Source organism: Formosa sp. F44 (assembly GCF_056238645.1).
In genome coordinates this window covers 1-19,131 of the sequence record NZ_JBWDLJ010000005.1, presented here as the reverse complement: position 1 = coordinate 19,131, position 19,131 = coordinate 1, and the positions used below count along the sequence as shown (strand labels likewise).

The window sequence follows — 19,131 nt, the reverse complement described above, 5'->3', positions numbered from 1 at the left end:
TAATTGTGTTATAAGATCATAACTTCCCACCAACTCCTTTAAACTTCTCTACAAAAGCTGCTATCTTTTGGAAGACACTTTGCTTTTTAGTTAAGTATTGCGGGTTTAATGGACTCATTTTAGGTAATATGGAATTAAGCTCTGTACCGTTTTCGCTAGCATATTCACGTTTTAATGAGGTTGTTATATAACGTTTCGCTGCATCTTCATTAAGCTTTTCTTCTTCAATTAAATCTATAGCTTCTCTTTTTTGCTTTTTTTGAGCATAGTTAAAAAACGCATCTATTATTGTTGCTTTCTCATCAATAGTATCTAAATCGGTGTCGTTTATAAAATCTACGACTAAACTTTCTTTTGCTCTATTACCTACACTTGCACGAATTACACGTCTGATTTCTTCTACTAAATCTTCTTTATTTTTAGATTTCTTATTGTTTTCGAAAATTAACTCTAAAATATAATCTAGATTAATTTCTTGTGATTTCAATAGGTCTATTTCGAAAACCACATCATCCCAATCTATACCAGATTCTTCGGCTTCTTTACCATCTCTCTCTCGTTTTAACCAATCACGGATATCATTATAAGTAGAGCGGTAATCTTGAATGGTGCGTTCTGCAGGTAACTCGATTTTTTTCATCACCTCTATTTCTTCATCTGAAACAAAGTGCGTGTCTTTAAATGCTTCTATAGCTTCTGGGTCGTCTTTGTCTACAGATTGAAAAGCTTTAAGATTTGTAAATTCATCGTAATTTTGAAGTATGTTTTCTACGCGTAAATATTCCCCAAAGAGTTTAGAAAATTCTTTTTTATCCTTTTCTGTTACAATGTCCTCTGGATTTGGGAACCTTTCTTTTAATTCTTCTATGACTTCGACATAACCCCTACGTGCTTTACCAGAGGCAATATCTGTAAATCCTTCTAAATATTCTTTATAACTTTTTTCTAACACCACATCTCTAGTGTTGCTATCACCAAAAAGTGTAATGGCATCAATAGTGGCTTGTTCTAAATCTCTAAAGGTTACAATATTCCCAAAGGTTTTTGTGGCATTGTATATACGGTTGGTACGTGAAAAGGCTTGCATTAAGCCATGATAGCGCAAGTTTTTATCTACAAACAAGGTATTTAAGGTTGGAGCATCAAAACCTGTTAAAAACATCCCTACTACAATTAGTAAATCGACTTCTTTATTTTTAACTTTTTTTGCTAAATCACGGTAATAATCTTGAAAGCCTTTGCTATCAATACCGTAATTCATTTTAAATGCAACGTTATAATCCTCAATAGCTTTTGTTAAAAACTCTTTAGCACTCAAATCCATTGCGGTAGGCTCAAAAGTTTCATCTTGTATTTCACCAATTGCACCTTGTTCTTCATTTGCTGCAAAAGAAAAAATGGTTGCTATTTTTAGTGGTTTTTCACTGTCTTTTTGAAGTTTAGTTAATTCTTCATAATAACACTTTGCTGCATCTACACTACTCACCGCGAACATGGCGTTAAACCCATTATTTGTTCCTTTTGTACGGTGTGTTTTTTGGCGGTAATGGTTTAAAATATATTGCGATATTTCTTTAATTCTTGTAGGATGTAGTAAGGCTCTTTTGTTTTCTGCAGCCGATAATTTTTTTAAGTCTTGTTCGGTTTCAAACCCTTTAAACTTCGGGCGTACATCGTTATAATCTACCTTAAACTTTAAAACTTTTTCGTCTCTAATAGCATCTGTAATAACGTATGAATGCAGTTCTCTTCCAAATACGCTTGCTGTAGTTTCTGCACCTAAAGCATTTTCAGGAAATATAGGCGTACCAGTAAAACCAAACTGATAGAATTTTTTAAACTTCTTTTTTAAATTTTTTTGAGCTTCACCAAATTGCGAGCGGTGAGCTTCATCAAAAATAAATACGACTTGCTTTTTATAAATCTCTAAGTCGTTTTCACCTTTCATTAAATTATTCAATTTCTGAATGGTGGTTACAATAATTTTATTATCGGTTTTGTCTATATTTCTTTTTAGACCTGCTGTACTATCGGAACCATTTACACTATCTGGCGAAAAGCGCTGGTATTCTTTCATGGTTTGAAAATCTAAATCTTTTCTATCTACCACAAAAAACACCTTATCTACAAAATCTAATTTTGTTGCTAAACGTGCAGCCTTAAAACTGGTTAAGGTTTTACCCGAGCCTGTGGTATGCCAAATAAAACCACCACTTTCTGTTGTTGCCCAATTTTTAGAATTAAATGAGCTTTTTATTTTCCATAAAATACGTTCTGTTGCTGCAATTTGGTATGGTCGCATTATCAATAGCGTATTACTTACATCAAACACCGAATAGGTAAGCAATACGTTTAAGAGTGTACGTTTGTCAAAAAACGTCGTTGTAAAGTCTTTTAAATCTTTAATTAATGAATTATCTGACTTTGCCCAATTCATAGTAAAATCGAAGCTATTTTTATTGCGCTCTACTGTATTGGCAAAATAGCGACTGTCTGTACCATTAGAAATTACAAATATCTGTAAGTATTTAAATAATGAGTTTGTAGCATTAAAACTCTCTTTGGTATAGCGATGTACTTGATTAAAAGCTTCGCGAATAGCAACCCCTCGTTTTTTTACTTCTACCTGAACTAATGGCAAACCATTAACTAAAATAGTGACATCGTACCTGTTGGCGTGTGTCCCTTTTTGTTCGAACTGAGAAATAACTTGTACTTTATTACGTACCACATTCTTTTTATCTACTAAATAAATATTTTGAATATGTCCATCGTCGAACACAAAATCGTAGATATAATTATCGTGTAATTTTCTTGTTTTGTCTACTAAATTATCGCTTGGTTTATCTAGGTATTCTACTACAAAACGCGCCCATTCTTTATCTGAGAACTGCATATCGTTAAGATGCTGCAATTGCTCACGTACATTAGCCAACATAGCCGATGGAGTGGTTAAGTTTTTAACATACTCATACCCCTGATTTATTAAATCTTGCACCAACTCTTTTTCTAAATCTGCCTCTGTTTGGTAGCTTGCAGGGGTTTCATTAAGTTCTGAAAACTTCGTGTACTTGTCTAAGACAATAAAGTTATTGGACTCTGCTATGGTTTTGTAGGTATTCATTCTTATTCTGGTTTAGGGAAGGTTAATAACTTTTCTCTATAATACTCGTATTGTTTTTTACGCAGTTCTATTTCTTTTGGTAAACCTTCACTCATAGAGGTGGTAAGGGTATCGAATTTATCTAGGATATTTACGATGCGTTCTTGTTCTTTTATTGGAGGGATTGGGATTTTAAACTTCAAAAACATTGGTCTTCTTAAAGAAGTAACCGAAGAAGAAACTGATGTTTTTTCTAAGTAAAAAGAAAAAAAAGTTAAAATATAATGATATATAAATCTTGCATTAACATCAGTATTAGGGACAATTCTATATGCACGTTGATGCAATGCATATTTACCAGTTACCCAATGATAAACCTTTCCAACACCTGCACCATCTCCTGCTGTAATAATTGCTGTTTCCTCAAAATCATATGAATTTAGTTTTAGCAATTCTCGCCCTCTTGCATAAAAAGTGTAATTTCCGTCATCAATAGCATCTTTTGTATCATGACGACCAGTACCTATTACTGCAACTTCACCCAAAGTTTTCCATTCAACCTCTCCTTCATCAAAAGTTAGCAATTGTTCACGGTAGTACTCGTACTGCTGTTTACGGGCAGTAAGTTCAGTAGTAAGTTCGGTAGTAAGTTCGGTAAAGGTATCTAAAATACGAACTATTTCTTTTTGGATTTTTAGTGGAGGGATTGGGATTTTGAGTTTTTTCCAATTAGGTTGTGTTAAACCATACCTTGTTATTCCTTGAGCTTTTAAACGTATTTGTTTCCGAACATCTGAAGAACTAAATAGGAAGTTTAAATAAGCAGGGTATAAAAAATCTTCATTCACAACTCTTAGCCTCATTATGTGATAACTATATACTGCATTATCAAAATCCTCAATTGCCATTGCTGAAAAGCCAATTTCATCAATTTTTTCTGATGAAGGAGTTATAAAAACATCACCTTTCTTTATACTACAATCATTAATTTTTCTTTCACTTGCGGTTACAACCATTGTTGGAGTTTCATTTATAATGTATTGGTTTTTAAAAACATCAACAAAATTCAAAAGTTTTACTTTTTTTTCATTTTCAACACTTTTCTTATCTACCCCAATATTTGAAAGTTCAATCACTTCCCCTAAAGTTTTCCACTCCACATCAACTTCTACCAATAATTTTTCTAACTCACTCATCCTTCAATCTCCTTTACAATGTTATCAATATCGGCACGGAGTTGGTCTATCTTTTTTACTGTAATAGCAACTTCTTTATTCAATTCTGTAATATTTATTTTTTCGCGTGTGTCTTTAGCTTCAACATAAGAGCTTACCGAAAGGTTGTAATCGTTTTTAGCAATTACAGTGTTGTCTATAGTAGTGGCAATGTGTGCTACTTCTTCTCTAGTATCAAACATTTGCATTATGTGTTCGATATGGTTATCGTATAACACATTATTATTGGTTTCCTTTTTAAAGAAATCTTCACCACTAACATCTATAAACTGGGTTTTGGTATCGGTTTTACTTTTAGAAAGCACTAAGATGTTTACTGCTATAGAGGTACCAAAAAACAAATTTGGAGCTAGCGAGATAACAGTTTCTACATAGTTATTATCTACTAGATACTTTCTTATTTTTTGCTCTGCTCCACCACGATAAAAGATACCAGGAAAACATACTAAAGCTGCTTTACCTTTACTAGATAAATAGCTTAAAGCATGGAGTACAAAAGCAAAATCTGCTTTAGATTTTGGTGCTAACACGCCTGCAGGTGCAAAACGGTCGTCGTTAATGAGTGTTGGGTCGTCACTACCTTTCCATTTTACAGAATATGGTGGATTAGACACAATGGCATCAAAAGGTTTGTCGTCTCCTAATTGTGGGCTTTCTAACGTATCCCCTAATACGATATGAAACTTGTCGTAATTCACATTATGTAAAAACATATTCATACGAGCCAAGTTATAGGTAGTATGGTTTATTTCTTGTCCGTAGAAACCCTCTTCAATAATATGGCTATCGAAGTGTTTTTTAGCTTGCAAAAGCAAAGAACCAGAACCTGCTGCAGGGTCGTAAATTTTATTGACTTTATCTTGCTTATGCATGGCTAATTGTGCAATTAACCGAGATACACTTTGGGGCGTGAAAAACTCACCACCAGACTTTCCTGCGTTGGCTGCATAGTTAGAGATTAGAAACTCATAGGCGTCACCAAATAAATCGATTTGATTATCTTCAAACTTACCAAGATTTAAGCTTTCTACGCCCTTTAAAACTTTTGCTAAACGGCTGTTTTTATTTTCCACGGTATTCCCTAAACGGTTACTTGTGGTATCAAAATCGGCAAATAAACCTTTAATATCATCTTCTGAGGGGTAACCATTTGCAGAACTTTCTATAGCCGTGAATATGGCAGCTAAATCTGTGTTTAGATTTTCGTTATCGTTAGCACCATTGGCAATGTTTACAAATAACTGACTTGGATAAATAAAGTAGCCTTTTGTTTTTATGGCATCATCTTTTATTTCTGGTGTAATGATAGCGTCTGAAAAGCTTGCATAGTTAATGCTCTCATCTCCAGCTTCAATATAATTGCTAAAATTCTCACTGATGAAACGGTAAAATAGGGTTCCTAATACGAAGTGTTTAAAATCCCATCCATCTACTGAACCACGAACATCGTTGGCTATTTTCCAAATTTGATTATGTAATTCGGCTCTTTGGTTATTGCTTGTCATTTATATTTTTATAATTTATTTATTATTCAGTGTACATTAAGCCTGCTCTAATACAGCCATTAATCTATGATTGAGATATAGTTTTTCTTTACCTACTTTTTCGGAAGTTAAAAAGCCTGCAGCTTCCAAATCCATTAAATAATTACCTACTGTTTTTGGAGTACCTAATTTTTCGTCAATTAAAAATTGCCGTTTGGTGTATGGTAATCTGAATAGTATTTCTACGAGTTCTTTAGTATATGCTTTAGGTAATTTCTCTTTAATTTCAGTAGTCATTTGTTCCATTAACTCGGTGACATCTTTTAAACGTTTTAAACCTTTTTTAGCGGTATACTCTACCATTTCTAGCATATATAATATCCACGATTCCCAATCATTATTTTCGGTGACTTCACGTAATTTATTATAATAATCTGCTTTGTTTTTTATAATATACTCGCTTAAATAAATAGCAGGTGTGTCTAATAGCTTCTCTAGTTTTAAATAGAGTAATAGCAAGATTCGTCCTGTTCTTCCATTACCATCGCTAAAAGGGTGTATGGCTTCAAATTGATAATGCATTAACGCCATTTTAATTAATGGGTCTATAGTATCATTTTCATTAATAAACGTTTCTAAATTAGCCAATTTCTCCCTTATAACCGTTTCTCCTGTTGGTGGTGTGTAAATCGTTTCTCCTTTAGCATTTTTTAAAGCAGTACCAGGAGTGGTTCTAATACTTGCCGTATTTTTTTTAATGCTTTGTACAATTTCAATACACAAATTTGTACTAATAAAAGGGCGTTTTTCTATATCGTGCAAGCCATTCCAAAGCGCTTCCTTATAACTTAGCACTTCTTTTGTTGCTGGGTTATCAAACTTTTTATCAGCCACTAAAGATTTATATAAGTCATCGTTAGTTGTAATAATGTTTTCTATTTCAGAACTTGCTTTTGCCTCTTGTAGATGGATTGTATCTAAAAATAACGTTGGGTTTGGCAAATTAGTTAGCATACCATTAAGCTGCGCTAACGCTCTACTGGCATCAATAGTTTTACGCAACACTTTTGTTGTCTCTAGCATTTTTTTGGGAGGCAATAGCGGTAAGCTATTGTAAGGTATGTTTCTATCGAAATCTGCCATATTTAACAAGGGTAATATTTACTCACGTTTTATTAACGAGAGTAAATATAGTTAAAAATTACCTTTGTAAGGTATATGAGTGTAAAGTTTACTTTTGTTTTATTTTATTGATTTTTTTGGTAAAGGGTTGGTTTAAGGTTTTGGGATTAGGTTAGTAGTACGGGAATTCATTCGTGCGTTATTTTTAACAGCATTTTTTATACAGTATAAGCGTGTTGTTAATTATTCAGAATAATATTTCACCCAATCATAGAAGCATATTAACTTATAAAAAGCATTTTTTTCCGTACTATTATTTCCTTCTAGAATTGTATAATTTTCAATTATTATTTCTAATATATCTAAAGATGTATAATTCTCTCTCTTAATGTATGGAAATATTTGTAAAAAAACTTTCCAATCATATTTTTTTATTATTTGAGTTAAGTTCATATTTTCATTTTCCACATCTCTTTTACGTTTTACATAACTACTTACATTTGGATAATAAAAACCTATTTTTTTAGCATCTTCAAAATGAATACAAATACGCTCTTCTGTTATTCCTACTAATTGCTTATCAGGATTAATATTTTTATTGTCTTTTAAGTATTTAAAAAACGGAACGTATTTAGTCCCTTTTAATGTTTCAGGTAATGTGTCGCTAACAACCTTACTCGAATCTAAATGCTTGTTTTTGATTAAATTTTCAATTAATTCAGTTCTACCAATTCTTTTATAACCTGCTCCTGCAATTTTATTTATTGCTCCAACTCCGAACACAACTTCTAGATTTTCAATATTCTTTGAATTTGAATCAATGTTTTGAACATAAAGTTTTGATTGTTTATCATTATCTATAACTAAGTCATACACATGTTCTTTTAGCTGTCTTAGCATTCTTGCTGGAAATTTTCTCTCAATTTGAGATAAAGCTTTAAAGGTTGATAGGAAATTTGGTACTATAACTGATTTTACGGGTATTCTGATGCCATTTACAGATATAGTTTCATTAATAAATTCTGCATCTTTTACATTAGGACTCCATTGAATAAATATTAGTCTGTCTTGTAATTTTTTAATATTCTCCGAAGTTAAACAAGATGATATAGAATCTAAGATTTTAAGGATGTTTTCATCTTGCAAAGAATAACCTAAAAAAATGATAGGGTGCTCTGTGAAAATTGTTAATAGTTTTGCTGCTAAATATGGATTCCTTTTATCAAAGTCTTCATAATCTCGCTCAGTCAAAACTAATGAGTTTGGTTGAGAGCTACAACCGTGAATTTTATAAATCTCCCCAATACCTTGTGGTGATGAAAATATTAATTCGTTTTGACCAACGTAAGTTTTAAAGTCAGTAAATAATGATTCTAAAAAATTATCCCAATTGGTTGTAATAATACCATCTATAACTACTTTCTTTAATAGATTAATCTCTTTAATTAATTCTGGTTCTATAGTTAAATTAGATATACACCCTTTAATATAATGAGATATTTCAATTTTTAGAGCTGAATCCCTATCAGTACATATACTCTTATATTTTTTTCTACTTCTTTCGTATTCATCACCTTCCCACCATTTTGGATGAAATCGTTTAGCTAGTTCACTTGCTACAATAGGTAAATCTTGTTCAGCACTTGAAAGCAGGTATTGATAATCAACTCCAATTGATTCTGTAAATTTATTTAATAATCCATTCCAGTCTTCAATATTCAAGTATCGGCGAGATATTCCTGAGCCTACAAATAGAAATGGAGCTCTTTTAAACTCACCAATATATTCTTTAATTCTTTGTGTTTCCATTTTATATGAGTGAATTTTTTAATACTCATTAACTTCTTTTAATGATAATAAACAATGGGATACCGTTAGTTTAATCACTAAATATATTACTTTATATTAAAAATAAATTACGGTTTACCGTATAACGATAAGCTTTAGTGTAAAAAAGCAAAACACCCAATAATTATAAACTACACCTTTACCCGAATAATATCATTGATATGCGTAGAATATCTTGGAGATAAGCGTTCTTGCTTCATTTTCCACTGGCTACATAGAAGTTAAGAACCGAACTTTATATTACTAACATTTGATTTCCCATATTATTTCACCCTTGAAACAAACACCGAACATCTTCATAAATACGCTCAAAATTAGCAGCTATTTCTTCATCTGAATACACCTTTACATCCTGGGGAAGCTCCTTTTTAATCTGTTGTAATACAAACTGTACTTTTTTATCCTTACCGTCTGCATAGGTTATAAACTCACCCTGTTTCAATCTAAAAAACACATCTGCCCTAATTTTAGGAATTTCCTTTTCTCCTGTAGTTACTCGTGTATCAAAATCAAGATTATGACCACGACTTACACTTTTGGTTGGGTCCTTAATAATTTCGAAAAAGCGTTCATAATATTTAGCCGTGTCGGGATCATTTACTTTTCCAAAAAACTGATACGACAGATTGCTCAAAATCGCTTTGCTAGCTTTATCACCATACATCATATCGTTCTGGATCTTGTCTTGCATTACATAAATGGTTGAAATGTTATAACTTCTTAAAGTCGCAGGAATACGGTGCATATTCAATAGGCGAATTGTTGGAGCTTCTTCCATCAGCAAAAAAGAAGGTTCTGAATTCCGAACACTCATTTGCTTGGTAATGGTATGTACAATCGCTGCAATAACTGGAGAATACGAGGTTTCAAATTTGGGATTATTCACCACCGAAATCACACAGGGATTTTCTGAACTATTAATATTTAGAGGGACTTCATCTGCAGATAAAGTCATAAAAATACGCTGGGTACTAATCCGTTTTAAAGCATTTGCTAACGTACTTTTTACACCAGCTGTTTGACGCTCGGAATCCTTTCCACTTATGAATGCATCTGCCATCGCTCTAGAAGTGGTATTCGTTTCTAAAAATGCAATGAGGCTATCCGTATCGATATGCTGATAAATCGCAATTAAATGCGGTAGTGTACAGTATTTTGGATAGTCCGTTTTTAATTTCCAAATCAAGCCTCCAATCAAGCCTTCTGCAGCATCATTAAAAAACTTTGTGGTTCCCGAAGCTCCAGATTCGCGTTGCTCCAATAAATTTTCAATTAAAACTCTTGAAATTTCATTTACACTTTCTTCGTTTTCCAAATACCGAGGGGCTATTGGATTTACACGATGTACAATTTTATCAAAAGAAATGATCTTAAAAGGTATACCGCTGTCCTTAAAAAGTGGATAAGCCATTTCTGTAAGTTCAAAATCTTTGTAATCATGAATTATACCACAAAATTTTGCTTGACTAAAATGTTTTAAAATGCCATACACCACACTTTCAGTCTTACCACTTCCAGCAGATCCTATTACCGAAGCACCACGTTTTATGTTCTCTAGTTTAAAATTTCCTCTAGTCGTTTCAAAGTTGATTTGATACTTTATGTTTTCATTCTTTGACTGCTCCGTATTATGCAAAAACACATACATCACCACATTAATTAATATAAGCGGACAACTAATATACAGCGTTATAAAAACCCAATGCATTATTGAACTTAATGCAAATACATAAGCACCTAACATCAACAAATTAATTATAAACGCATACCTACTGAACCGATACATGGCATAAAAAAACGTACAAACTGAAACTGTTACCAATACCCATATAATTTCATTTACCTGCAGCATCTTTTTAATTTTATATTCCGATAGAACTTGATTTTATAGCGACCTCTACCCCTTTCCGTAGTTTATTAAATAGTTTTATAGCCAGTTTATTTGGCGTAACTGGAATACTTGGTAGCATAGGAATATCACCAGCTCTCATTATTTTTAAGGCTATTGCTTTTTCATTCGTTGGTAATTTCATAAGCGCCGCGAAATACAATTTCGGATGCTTTTTAAAATTATTTCTAGTAGAATAGGTTTCTGCAAAATTCCGCTGATAGCCAAATAATGTATCAAATCGTCTTTCCGCTTTTTTAAAGAATCCATCACGATCAAATCCACGTTTTATTGTTTTACCATGCATCGCTGTTTCCGACGCTTTATACTTGCTTCCTGGTGAAAGACTAAATGTATTTGAGGCATCCTTTCGACTCACGATAATATGAATATGCGTTTGATCTCCGCCTTTTGCCATACCTTGAACAATACGTTTTCCATCTAATTGATGTGGAGCTGCTTGTTCTAGTTTTAAAATTTCAGCTTTCATTTTGGGGATATTTCCTTCTAACCGTCCTTCCTCTATGTTTCGAATATTAGTTTTAAGATCTAGTATTTTTGAGGCATAGGGTTGATTTTCTTTTACCGCTTTATCTGTGCCTTTAAATGTTCTTTGGTGTTCCACTTTAGCATAGTATTTTATATCGTTAATCGTTATCGGTTTTCCATTGATTTCACGATTAAAAGAGCCCACATAATCTTTCATGATCTCCCGAGTATATGTTTTTAAATCGACTGAACTTTGCGCTATCTTCTTTAATTCATATTTTGAAGGACTAACCGTAATAGAATAAAATTTGGGTTCTGTCTTTTTAAGCTTTGCGCCATTTCCATCAATATCTTTGATAACATCCTCTGCTGAAATTTCATCTCCATACTGATTAAAAAAGTGTTCCAAATCTTCTTGCTCCAGGCTTTGATTTTCTTTCTCTAAATAGCCCACAAAATCTGCTGAACTTTGTGAATACGTCCCTCCTACTTTTTGAGGTGTAATGGTTATATACATAGCTTCAAGTTTTAGAGTTCTTTGTTTAGATTAAGCTTTTCTTTAAAGCGTACTTCCTTCTTTTCTTCTTTAAAATTCATACTTGAATGCGATGGATTCTGAGTAAGATCCTCGTTTTGAAATAACAACTCCATCATCGCAACTGTGGGTTTGGTTTGTGTCTTTTCCATATCACGCATAATCGCGATTACCGCATTAATACGTTTCTTCAGAGAAGCTTCAATGGTACGCCCTGTAGGCCCAAATGTTTCTTTTGGAGAGATTTCATTATAGAAGAAAAAATCAAGCATAGAAGACATCGCCTCTGTGTGCGATTTGAAATGCGTTCTTGAAAATTCTTGAAAACGTTTAGCTGTTTCCTCTTTGAATCTAATACCAGTAAATGAGTCCATAATTCGCCGATTTGTCGCAAATTCTTCCCTAAAACTAGGCGTTCGCAAGCCATTTGTCGCAAATTGCTGAGAGTCAAGAAATTACATTATTTTCAAACAACTGATTGTCAGTGTTTTAAAACAGAAAAGGAGTCCATAACATCGCTCTGCGTGTTACCCTCTTGCTACTCCTTTTCGTTCGCCCCAGGCGAACAAAATTCCTTACAATTTGCTTAAAAAAGCCAATTGCCCTTTTAGGAAAATAAATTTCCAATAGGTTAATATTTTTGATGAAACGGTTCTCGGCGAAAGTAGAATTGAGATAACCGTATACTAAATTTAGTTCTGAAATTCAGCATTTTAAAGATACACTTTTTTTATCAATTGAAAATTAATCACATAGAAAAACACCTCCAAATTTTTAGAGGTGTTCCTTTTTTATCATAAAATAAATGTCTACACATTTTAATATTCTCCAGGCAACATTAACATGTTATCTATAAAATATAACCGTATTTTTTGAAGTGGAAAATCTGTAACGCGATAGGTCTGCATATCTAAAACAGTATCATTTCCATCTGTGTAAATAATTTCTGCTTCATACCCTTTTTGTTTTTGATCGGCTTCAGATAAACGTTTAAAATCGATGGTTATAAAATAGGATTTTTTCATCAATTGTTTTCCTATAATTGATGCGTCTGTGATTAACCAATGACATTGCCCATGTTCGGCTAAATATTGAATACCTTCTGTATACCGGGTATTAATTAATGGGATTTTAAAACATTCCATCGATCCGTGAAATTGTTGTAATCCTTCTTCTAATATGTTAACTTTAGTGCTCATTTTCAAAGTATTTTAAAGGTTAAAAAATTAAAAGAGGGTTTTACTGTGGAAGGTTCACCCTCTTTTTTTTGATTTCAATTTTTAGGCTTTATCAGGCTTAGAACCCAATAATAGAATCTCGTCTGCAACCACCTCAGTGATGTAATGTGTTTGCTCGTCTTTAGACGTATAACTTCTAGTTTTAAGCTTACCAGTTATTGCCACTTCTTTGCCTTTTGAAGTGAATTTTTCAATAATTTCGGCTATACTTCCCCAAGCAACTATAGCATGCCAAGAAGTTTCAGTTTGCTTTTCGCCTTTAGCATTTTTGAAATGCTCATTCGTGGCTAATGAAAATCGGGCTACTTTTTTACCGTTTTCAAGATTGGTGATTGTTGGATCTTGTCCAATGTTTCCAATTAACTGTACGTGATTTTTGATACTACTCATAATAAAAGATTTAAAGATTAATTAAATTACCATCCGAACCATTCAGACGGCTTGTGTCTATATTTTTTTTTAAATGATTTACTTATTATATCCTGAGCGTTTTCCTTTTTTGTTTGTCTTGGTGTCGCTTCCTTTTGTATGTTTTTGTCTGATTTCATAAGATTCATTTTAGATTTACTTCCCATAGTGCCCTCACTGTTACCTTTTTTTGTTGCTTATACAGTTTCAATATTTCGAATTGATAAGGACTTATAAAAGGGAGGCACGACCGGTTATGCAGTCCGTTCAACTTCTAAATGTTGGTATTTTGCTATCGAAAAAAGGGAAGTAATTGTGAGGGTCTGGGTGTAAGTCTAAAGTCTTTTGTGAAGTACAAATACATTGGAAGCGGTATCAAATGCATAATAGAATTCTGATTTAGCGAACGCTATTCACGATTTTCGCTCTGGAATGGAGAGTCCTTCCTGGCGTAGCAGGAAGGGTAACGCAATGGAAAGCTAAAATTGGGGATTGTGTTCAAGACTTGTGTAGGTAAGCTCTTTTTCCGAAATGTAACTTTTTCGTGAAATGAAGTGGAAATGTGCTAACCGGGTTATGAAACAAATCTTTTTAAACTAGTAGGATGCCAAGCGAACGTAACGTTAATGCTGTAGGCTGTAATGGAGTTTGATTGCTTCCCGTTTTTCTCGGGAATTAGCAAGCAAGTGAAATGGAAGACGGAAGCCTTAACGTTGTGTTCAAGACTTTTTTAACGAAGCGCTTTTTCCGAAATGAAGCTTTTCGCGGCATGTAGTGGGAATGGGCTGAGTGGGTTCTATAAATGAAACATCTTCCTGAAGTAGGATGCCAAGCGAACGTAATGTTAAGGCTGTAGTGGAGTTTGATGGCTTCCCGTTTTTCTAGGTAATTAGCAAGCAAGTAAAATGGAATCCGTAAGCCTTAACGTTGCGTTCAAGACTTTTTTCAAGGAAGCGCTTTTCCCGAAATAGAGCTTTTCGCAGCATGTAGTGGGAATGGGCTGAGTGGGATAAGCTCTTTATAAAAAACAAGCATTAATAACATCTCTATGAATTCATGTAATTCTGCCAATGTACCAAAATATATTTTTCGATATGTTGTTCTTTCCGCTTAAGAAAACCATATTCGTAAACAAACAAGTACACATCGCCTTTGTTATTTTTCCAATAATGAGTGAAAAATTTAGGATTAAAACCTTGTTGTTCTAATACCTGAACTCTAACAGTTGCTTTTCCTGATTTATTATAATTTTTTAATAGCCGTCGATTTTGTTTTAGTTGATTATCTACCTGATTAAAAAAACGTGGTTCGTTCTCTAAAGCACTTCTATAATGATAGGCACTTTTACAATGCAGATCGCAAAACAATTTGTCTGACCGCCCTCTCAAATTTTCACCACAATATTTACAAGTTTTTACAAACACCCCACAATTACCTAAAGATTAAACGAATACTATTCGATTAATATACGATAAAATTATAAATGTTCTTTATTTTTAATAAAAAACTGATGATAACAATTACCCTTAAACCGCATTGGCATCAGCAAAATAAACTTATAGCAATATCATTTGAAGATACGAATGAGGTTGAACTTTATGTTAAATCGTTTCCCAACGTGAGATATAGTAACACTTATAACACTTATTTTATTCCCTATTACAATAATGCCATATCAGATCTATTTAAATATTTCAGAAAACAAAGTTGGTATGTAAATTACAATCAGTTTAAATCCCTTCCCGAAACCTCACTACAGGCTGAAGACAAAGTCTCTTATTGGACATTAGAATTACCAACATTACATGTTGAGAAGGTTACAGCACTGAATAAATTTAAACGGTGGTTAGAACAAAAACGGTTTAGCCCTAATACAGTAAACACCTATGTAGAGGTAACAACTCTATTTTTACGCTATATGCAACTTAAACAGGTTGAAGTATTCTCTACACGCACCATCGAACAGTTTAATTACGATTATATTTTTAAGGCTAGAAAGTCTGTATCCTTTCAAAATCAATGTATCAGTGGTATTAAACACTATTTTGCTTTTAAAGGAATTGATATTGAGGCATTAGATATTAAACGTCCAGATAAAGATAAGAAACTCCCAAATGTATTAAGCAAAATGGAAGTTAAAACATTATTAGATTGCACCAAAAACCTAAAACACAAAACCTTATTAAGTTTGTTGTATTCAACGGGTTTACGCATTGGAGAGGCTCTTGCTTTGCAGTTAAATGCTATTGATTATGATCGAGGATTAATACATATTAAGGCCGCCAAAGGAAAAAAAGATAGATACACCTTATTATCAACTAGTATTATACCTATCCTGCATACATACCTTGATCATTACAACCCAAAGCATTACCTGTTTGAAGGCAGAAACCAAGAACCATATACGCAAGTAAGTGCTAGACAAGTTTTAAAAAAGTCATTACATAAGGCCGAAATTAAAAAATATGCCACGCTACATACCTTGCGCCATAGTTTTGCAACTCATCTACTAGAAAGTGGAACTGATATTAGGTATATTCAAGAACTTTTAGGACACAACAGCCCTAAAACAACCATGATTTATACGCACGTTACATCAACTAATTTAAAGGATATTAAAAATCCTTTCGACACATTGTAAGAAAGTTATTATATTGCTCTAGTAATTAACAAAAAACACAAGAATAATAAGTTATGAATACCAAATTAAAAAACCATCGTTATCCACCCCATTTTGGTAGGTTATAGTGTATTCAATTATTCATATAAACAAGTTGCCTATAATTTCCAAAAAAATGAACAAACTCATTATAGAAAAAATAAAATCTGTCTTAGAAAAAACTATTAATGAGTATAAAGAAAATCCAGATTTAATTTATGATAACGAAAGGGACAATAAAAAATTTCAATACAAAAACACAGAATATTTTAAGAATTGGAAAAAAAAACAAACTTGTATTATAAATAATTGTGATGCAAAAAGTATTGAACGTTCACACACGATTCAAAAATCTGGTAGTATAAAAATTATTTCGGAAGACAATCATGTTTTGACCCCTGAGGTAAGTATGAAATCTGGGAAGTATGAAATGTATTCCAAAGGAATTAATGAAGCGTCAACTTTTCCTGGTTACTGTTTAGAACATGAAAAACTGTTCGAGAATTTCGAAAAATTAAAAGATTTTAAAACGGGTGAACATGTCGCTCTACAGCTGTACAGAACCATTTGTAGAGAAATTGTTGTAAATGAAAATATTCTTGAAAGAACCAATAAATTAGAAAATGATTATCTTAAATTTAGGAATGAAAAATTAAAAGAATATGTCCTAAATAATTTAGATAAAAATGAATTAAACAATTCAGAAAATAATTTTGACAAAATTATTTTTAAATCTCATGATAGGAAACTTTTTGAAATAGACAAAAGAAAAAAACAAACAACAAAATACCTAAATGAGTTCTTGTATAAAATGCTTGAGTCCGTGGAAAGTGATCTAAAGAGAAAAAACTTTAAGAAAATCGCTTATAAATTTGTGCAAATAAATGAAGTTCTTCCTGTAACATTGGCGGGAAGTGGAAACTTTACAGTTCAATTAACTACAAAAAAAAAGAATATTCCTGTTATATTCAACGTTCTTCCACTAGAAAATAAAACATATATTTTTATAGCAACATTAAGAAAAAATACTGTCCAACTAAAAGCTTACACGAACTATTTTGCTATTCCGTTATTAATGTTAAATATGATTGAAAATTGGATGATTAATGGTTCTGATCATTGGTTTATCAAGCCCTCCATATGGAATTCAATAGATCCGATTTTACAAAGAGAAATTCTAAATAAATTAATTGAAACAGAGGATAACATTGGACAGGATCTAAATTTCTCTATATTTAAAAAAGTGAAAAATGAAATCATTGAACATTGGGAAAATAACATTGATAATTTGGATGGTTTTCTAAAAGAAGTATTATACAAAGAAAAACAAAAAAAAACTATAGGCAACACCGGTAATCGTTGCACAAGCCCAAAATAAATAGTGCACCTTTAATTAAAAACCGTCTTTAGAGACGGTTTCTGTTTTTATACAGTTAATATTTTAGGTGATTTACAAGGTCTTAAAAGCGTATTAATAGCTTTATAAAAGGTATTTTTAGATTAAAATAAAGTGCAAATGCTCCTGCATCACTTTTAGTACGTTTTTCAATAAATTTCATGTATTTTTTGGGCAGTATCTCATAAACTGTGTAAGTTTTAAAATCTCAGGTTAAATATTAATCTGAGATTTTTTTATTCATTAATTTTAACTTTTACACACTTATGAAACCAGAAGATTTATTAAACGAAGACTTTTTAAAACAATTCAAGAATGCACCAGAGCTAACATCCTTTTTAGAACAGTTGCACAAACGTGGTATTGAGAAGTTACTAGAAGGGGAACTAGATGCCCATTTAGACTACGATAAGCACAAAAAAAGTAAAGCAGCCAACCTTCGAAATGGTTACACTAAAAAGAAATTAAAATCCGTTTTAGGAGAAACAGAGATTCAAGTTCCTCGAGACCGTGATAGTTCTTTTAATCCTTTAATTGTAAAGAAAAGAGAAAGTACAACAGAAGGCATCGAAAATATTATTATATCGCTTTATGCCAAAGGCATGAGTAACAGTGATATTGAAGAACAAATACGTGAGCTGTACGATTTTAATATTTCTACATCCACTATTTCAAGGATTACAGATAAGATTACAGAAGATGTTATTGCTTGGCGGAACAGGCCTTTGGAGGCCACTTACCTAATTGTTTGGATGGATGGCATCGTATTTAAAGTTAGGGAAAACTCTAAAGTCATAAACAAGACTATTTATATTGCAGTAGGCCTGAGAACAGATGGCAAAAAGGAAGTCCTAGGATTATGGTTAGGTAAAAATGAATCTTCAGCCTTTTGGATGAGTGTTTTAACCGATATTAAAGCTCGAGGAACTCAAGATATACTTATCACAGCTACCGATAATTTAAATGGATTTACGGATACTATTAAAACTATTTTTCCGAAATCAACGACTCAAATTTGTGTTGTGCATCAAATAAGAAATTCGTGTCGTTACGTGGTCTGGAAGGACAAAAAGGAATTTACTCGTGACATGAAGCAAATCTATACTGCTCCTACAAAAGAAGCTGCCAAAGCTGCTTTAAATGACTTCAAAACTAAATGGGATTCTAAATATTCTTACGCCATTAAAAGTTGGGAAAATAATTGGGATGAGCTTACAGTATTCTTTGATTTTCCTATTGAAATAAGAACCATAATCTACACCACAAATCTTATAGAAAACCTAAATGGAAAGATACGGAAATACACAAAAAACAAACTCTCGTTTCCAACAGATGAAGCAGTTATGAAATCCGTGTTTTTAGCTTTGAGAGAAAGCACTAAAAAATGGACCATGCCAATCAGAAATTGGGGAGTGATACTAAATCAATTTTTAGCTATATTTGAAAACAGGATTAAGTTATAAATAACCTAACCCTGAAATTTTGAACTTACACACTTTTTAGGATAGTGTCATTTTTTGAGATTGTAAGCAATAGCTGAGAGTTGCATGCATTTATTGGCTTGTTTTACACCAATAGTATAAACCTTATTTAACCCCATAAACTGCGTCAGGGTTCCAAATACGGGTTCTACGGTGCTTTGCCGTTTTCCTTTCATGTAACGCCCTTGATTACTGTTTACTCGAGCTATATTACGTTGGTATTCCTCACGATAATAGGTAACTGT

The 19,131-nt window shown here is 32.6% G+C and carries 15 protein-coding genes and 2 pseudogenes; 3 read left to right on the top strand and 14 right to left on the bottom strand.

What is annotated here, in order from left to right:
• Positions 1–16: 16 nt before the first annotated feature.
• The 13 genes and pseudogenes from AC0UBM_RS15305 to AC0UBM_RS15245 form a co-directional block, all read right to left on the bottom strand.
• On the bottom strand, positions 17–3,124 hold the full coding sequence (locus AC0UBM_RS15305) for a type I restriction endonuclease subunit R (protein WP_475689208.1): 3,108 nt from the start codon (positions 3,122–3,124) through the stop codon (positions 17–19).
• Between the two features lie 2 nt (positions 3,125–3,126).
• Positions 3,127–4,299, bottom strand: coding sequence for a restriction endonuclease subunit S (locus AC0UBM_RS15300; protein WP_475689207.1), 1,173 nt, complete (start codon positions 4,297–4,299; stop codon positions 3,127–3,129).
• Complete coding sequence (locus AC0UBM_RS15295; RefSeq protein WP_475689206.1) at positions 4,296–5,843, bottom strand: type I restriction-modification system subunit M; 1,548 nt, start codon at positions 5,841–5,843, stop codon at positions 4,296–4,298. Before AC0UBM_RS15295 ends, AC0UBM_RS15300 begins: the two co-directional genes overlap by 4 nt.
• Positions 5,844–5,879: 36 nt before the next feature.
• A complete protein-coding gene (locus tag AC0UBM_RS15290; RefSeq protein ID WP_475689205.1) occupies positions 5,880–6,965 on the bottom strand; it encodes a Fic family protein in 1,086 nt (361 codons plus the stop codon).
• A 222-nt stretch (positions 6,966–7,187) separates the two neighbouring features.
• Positions 7,188–8,753, bottom strand: coding sequence for an SIR2 family protein (locus AC0UBM_RS15285; protein WP_475689204.1), 1,566 nt, complete (start codon positions 8,751–8,753; stop codon positions 7,188–7,190).
• Between the two features lie 170 nt (positions 8,754–8,923).
• Positions 8,924–8,995, bottom strand: a pseudogene (locus AC0UBM_RS15280) (DUF4113 domain-containing protein); the annotation flags it as partial.
• 65 nt (positions 8,996–9,060) lie between these two features.
• Positions 9,061–10,644, bottom strand: a complete 1,584-nt coding sequence (locus AC0UBM_RS15275) for a type IV secretory system conjugative DNA transfer family protein (protein ID WP_475689203.1) — start codon at positions 10,642–10,644, stop codon at positions 9,061–9,063.
• 10 nt (positions 10,645–10,654) lie between these two features.
• Positions 10,655–11,686: a MobB family relaxase gene (gene mobB / locus AC0UBM_RS15270; protein ID WP_475689202.1), complete on the bottom strand. Its 1,032-nt coding sequence runs from the start codon at positions 11,684–11,686 to the stop codon at positions 10,655–10,657.
• Between the two features lie 11 nt (positions 11,687–11,697).
• Positions 11,698–12,078, bottom strand: a complete 381-nt coding sequence (locus AC0UBM_RS15265; protein ID WP_475689201.1) for a BfmA/BtgA family mobilization protein — start codon at positions 12,076–12,078, stop codon at positions 11,698–11,700.
• 444 nt (positions 12,079–12,522) lie between these two features.
• Entirely contained in the window at positions 12,523–12,903 is a 381-nt protein-coding gene (locus AC0UBM_RS15260; RefSeq protein WP_475689200.1) for a DUF6876 family protein, read from the bottom strand.
• A gap of 81 nt (positions 12,904–12,984) precedes the next feature.
• Positions 12,985–13,332 (bottom strand): single-stranded DNA-binding protein, encoded by a 348-nt coding sequence (locus tag AC0UBM_RS15255; protein WP_475689199.1) that lies wholly within the window; start codon positions 13,330–13,332, stop codon positions 12,985–12,987.
• 26 nt (positions 13,333–13,358) lie between these two features.
• Positions 13,359–13,490 carry a hypothetical protein gene (locus AC0UBM_RS15250; RefSeq protein WP_475689198.1) on the bottom strand — a complete coding sequence of 44 codons (132 nt, stop codon included), beginning with the start codon at positions 13,488–13,490 and terminating at the stop codon, positions 13,359–13,361.
• A gap of 906 nt (positions 13,491–14,396) precedes the next feature.
• Positions 14,397–14,738: a hypothetical protein gene (locus AC0UBM_RS15245; protein WP_475689197.1), complete on the bottom strand. Its 342-nt coding sequence runs from the start codon at positions 14,736–14,738 to the stop codon at positions 14,397–14,399.
• A 122-nt stretch (positions 14,739–14,860) separates the two neighbouring features.
• On the opposite strand from AC0UBM_RS15245, the gene AC0UBM_RS15240 reads away from it, so the two are divergent.
• The 3 genes from AC0UBM_RS15240 to AC0UBM_RS15230 all read left to right on the top strand — a co-directional run bounded on the left by AC0UBM_RS15240 (position 14,861) and on the right by AC0UBM_RS15230 (position 18,868).
• Positions 14,861–15,991: a tyrosine-type recombinase/integrase gene (locus AC0UBM_RS15240; RefSeq protein ID WP_475689196.1), complete on the top strand. Its 1,131-nt coding sequence runs from the start codon at positions 14,861–14,863 to the stop codon at positions 15,989–15,991.
• A gap of 154 nt (positions 15,992–16,145) precedes the next feature.
• On the top strand, positions 16,146–17,387 hold the full coding sequence (locus AC0UBM_RS15235) for a hypothetical protein (protein WP_475689195.1): 1,242 nt from the start codon (positions 16,146–16,148) through the stop codon (positions 17,385–17,387).
• Between the two features lie 284 nt (positions 17,388–17,671).
• Entirely contained in the window at positions 17,672–18,868 is a 1,197-nt protein-coding gene (locus AC0UBM_RS15230) for an IS256 family transposase (protein ID WP_038527458.1), read from the top strand.
• A gap of 50 nt (positions 18,869–18,918) precedes the next feature.
• On the opposite strand, the pseudogene AC0UBM_RS15225 reads toward AC0UBM_RS15230, so the two are convergent.
• Positions 18,919–19,131, bottom strand: a pseudogene (locus AC0UBM_RS15225) (transposase); the annotation flags it as partial.

What these genes read in the sequence shown, in the direction of transcription:
- AC0UBM_RS15305 (WP_475689208.1), bottom strand. Translation starts at nt 3,124, where the DNA reads ATGAATACCTACAAAACCATAGCAGAGTCCAATAACTTTATTGTCTTA.
- AC0UBM_RS15300 (WP_475689207.1), bottom strand. Translation starts at nt 4,299, where the DNA reads ATGAGTGAGTTAGAAAAATTATTGGTAGAAGTTGATGTGGAGTGGAAA.
- AC0UBM_RS15295 (WP_475689206.1), bottom strand. Translation starts at nt 5,843, where the DNA reads ATGACAAGCAATAACCAAAGAGCCGAATTACATAATCAAATTTGGAAA.
- AC0UBM_RS15290 (WP_475689205.1), bottom strand. Translation starts at nt 6,965, where the DNA reads ATGGCAGATTTCGATAGAAACATACCTTACAATAGCTTACCGCTATTG.
- AC0UBM_RS15285 (WP_475689204.1), bottom strand. Translation starts at nt 8,753, where the DNA reads ATGGAAACACAAAGAATTAAAGAATATATTGGTGAGTTTAAAAGAGCT.
- AC0UBM_RS15275 (WP_475689203.1), bottom strand. Translation starts at nt 10,644, where the DNA reads ATGCTGCAGGTAAATGAAATTATATGGGTATTGGTAACAGTTTCAGTT.
- mobB (WP_475689202.1), bottom strand. Translation starts at nt 11,686, where the DNA reads ATGTATATAACCATTACACCTCAAAAAGTAGGAGGGACGTATTCACAA.
- AC0UBM_RS15265 (WP_475689201.1), bottom strand. Translation starts at nt 12,078, where the DNA reads ATGGACTCATTTACTGGTATTAGATTCAAAGAGGAAACAGCTAAACGT.
- AC0UBM_RS15260 (WP_475689200.1), bottom strand. Translation starts at nt 12,903, where the DNA reads ATGAGCACTAAAGTTAACATATTAGAAGAAGGATTACAACAATTTCAC.
- AC0UBM_RS15255 (WP_475689199.1), bottom strand. Translation starts at nt 13,332, where the DNA reads ATGAGTAGTATCAAAAATCACGTACAGTTAATTGGAAACATTGGACAA.
- AC0UBM_RS15250 (WP_475689198.1), bottom strand. Translation starts at nt 13,490, where the DNA reads ATGAAATCAGACAAAAACATACAAAAGGAAGCGACACCAAGACAAACA.
- AC0UBM_RS15240 (WP_475689196.1), top strand. Translation starts at nt 14,861, where the DNA reads ATGATAACAATTACCCTTAAACCGCATTGGCATCAGCAAAATAAACTT.
- AC0UBM_RS15235 (WP_475689195.1), top strand. Translation starts at nt 16,146, where the DNA reads ATGAACAAACTCATTATAGAAAAAATAAAATCTGTCTTAGAAAAAACT.
- AC0UBM_RS15230 (WP_038527458.1), top strand. Translation starts at nt 17,672, where the DNA reads ATGAAACCAGAAGATTTATTAAACGAAGACTTTTTAAAACAATTCAAG.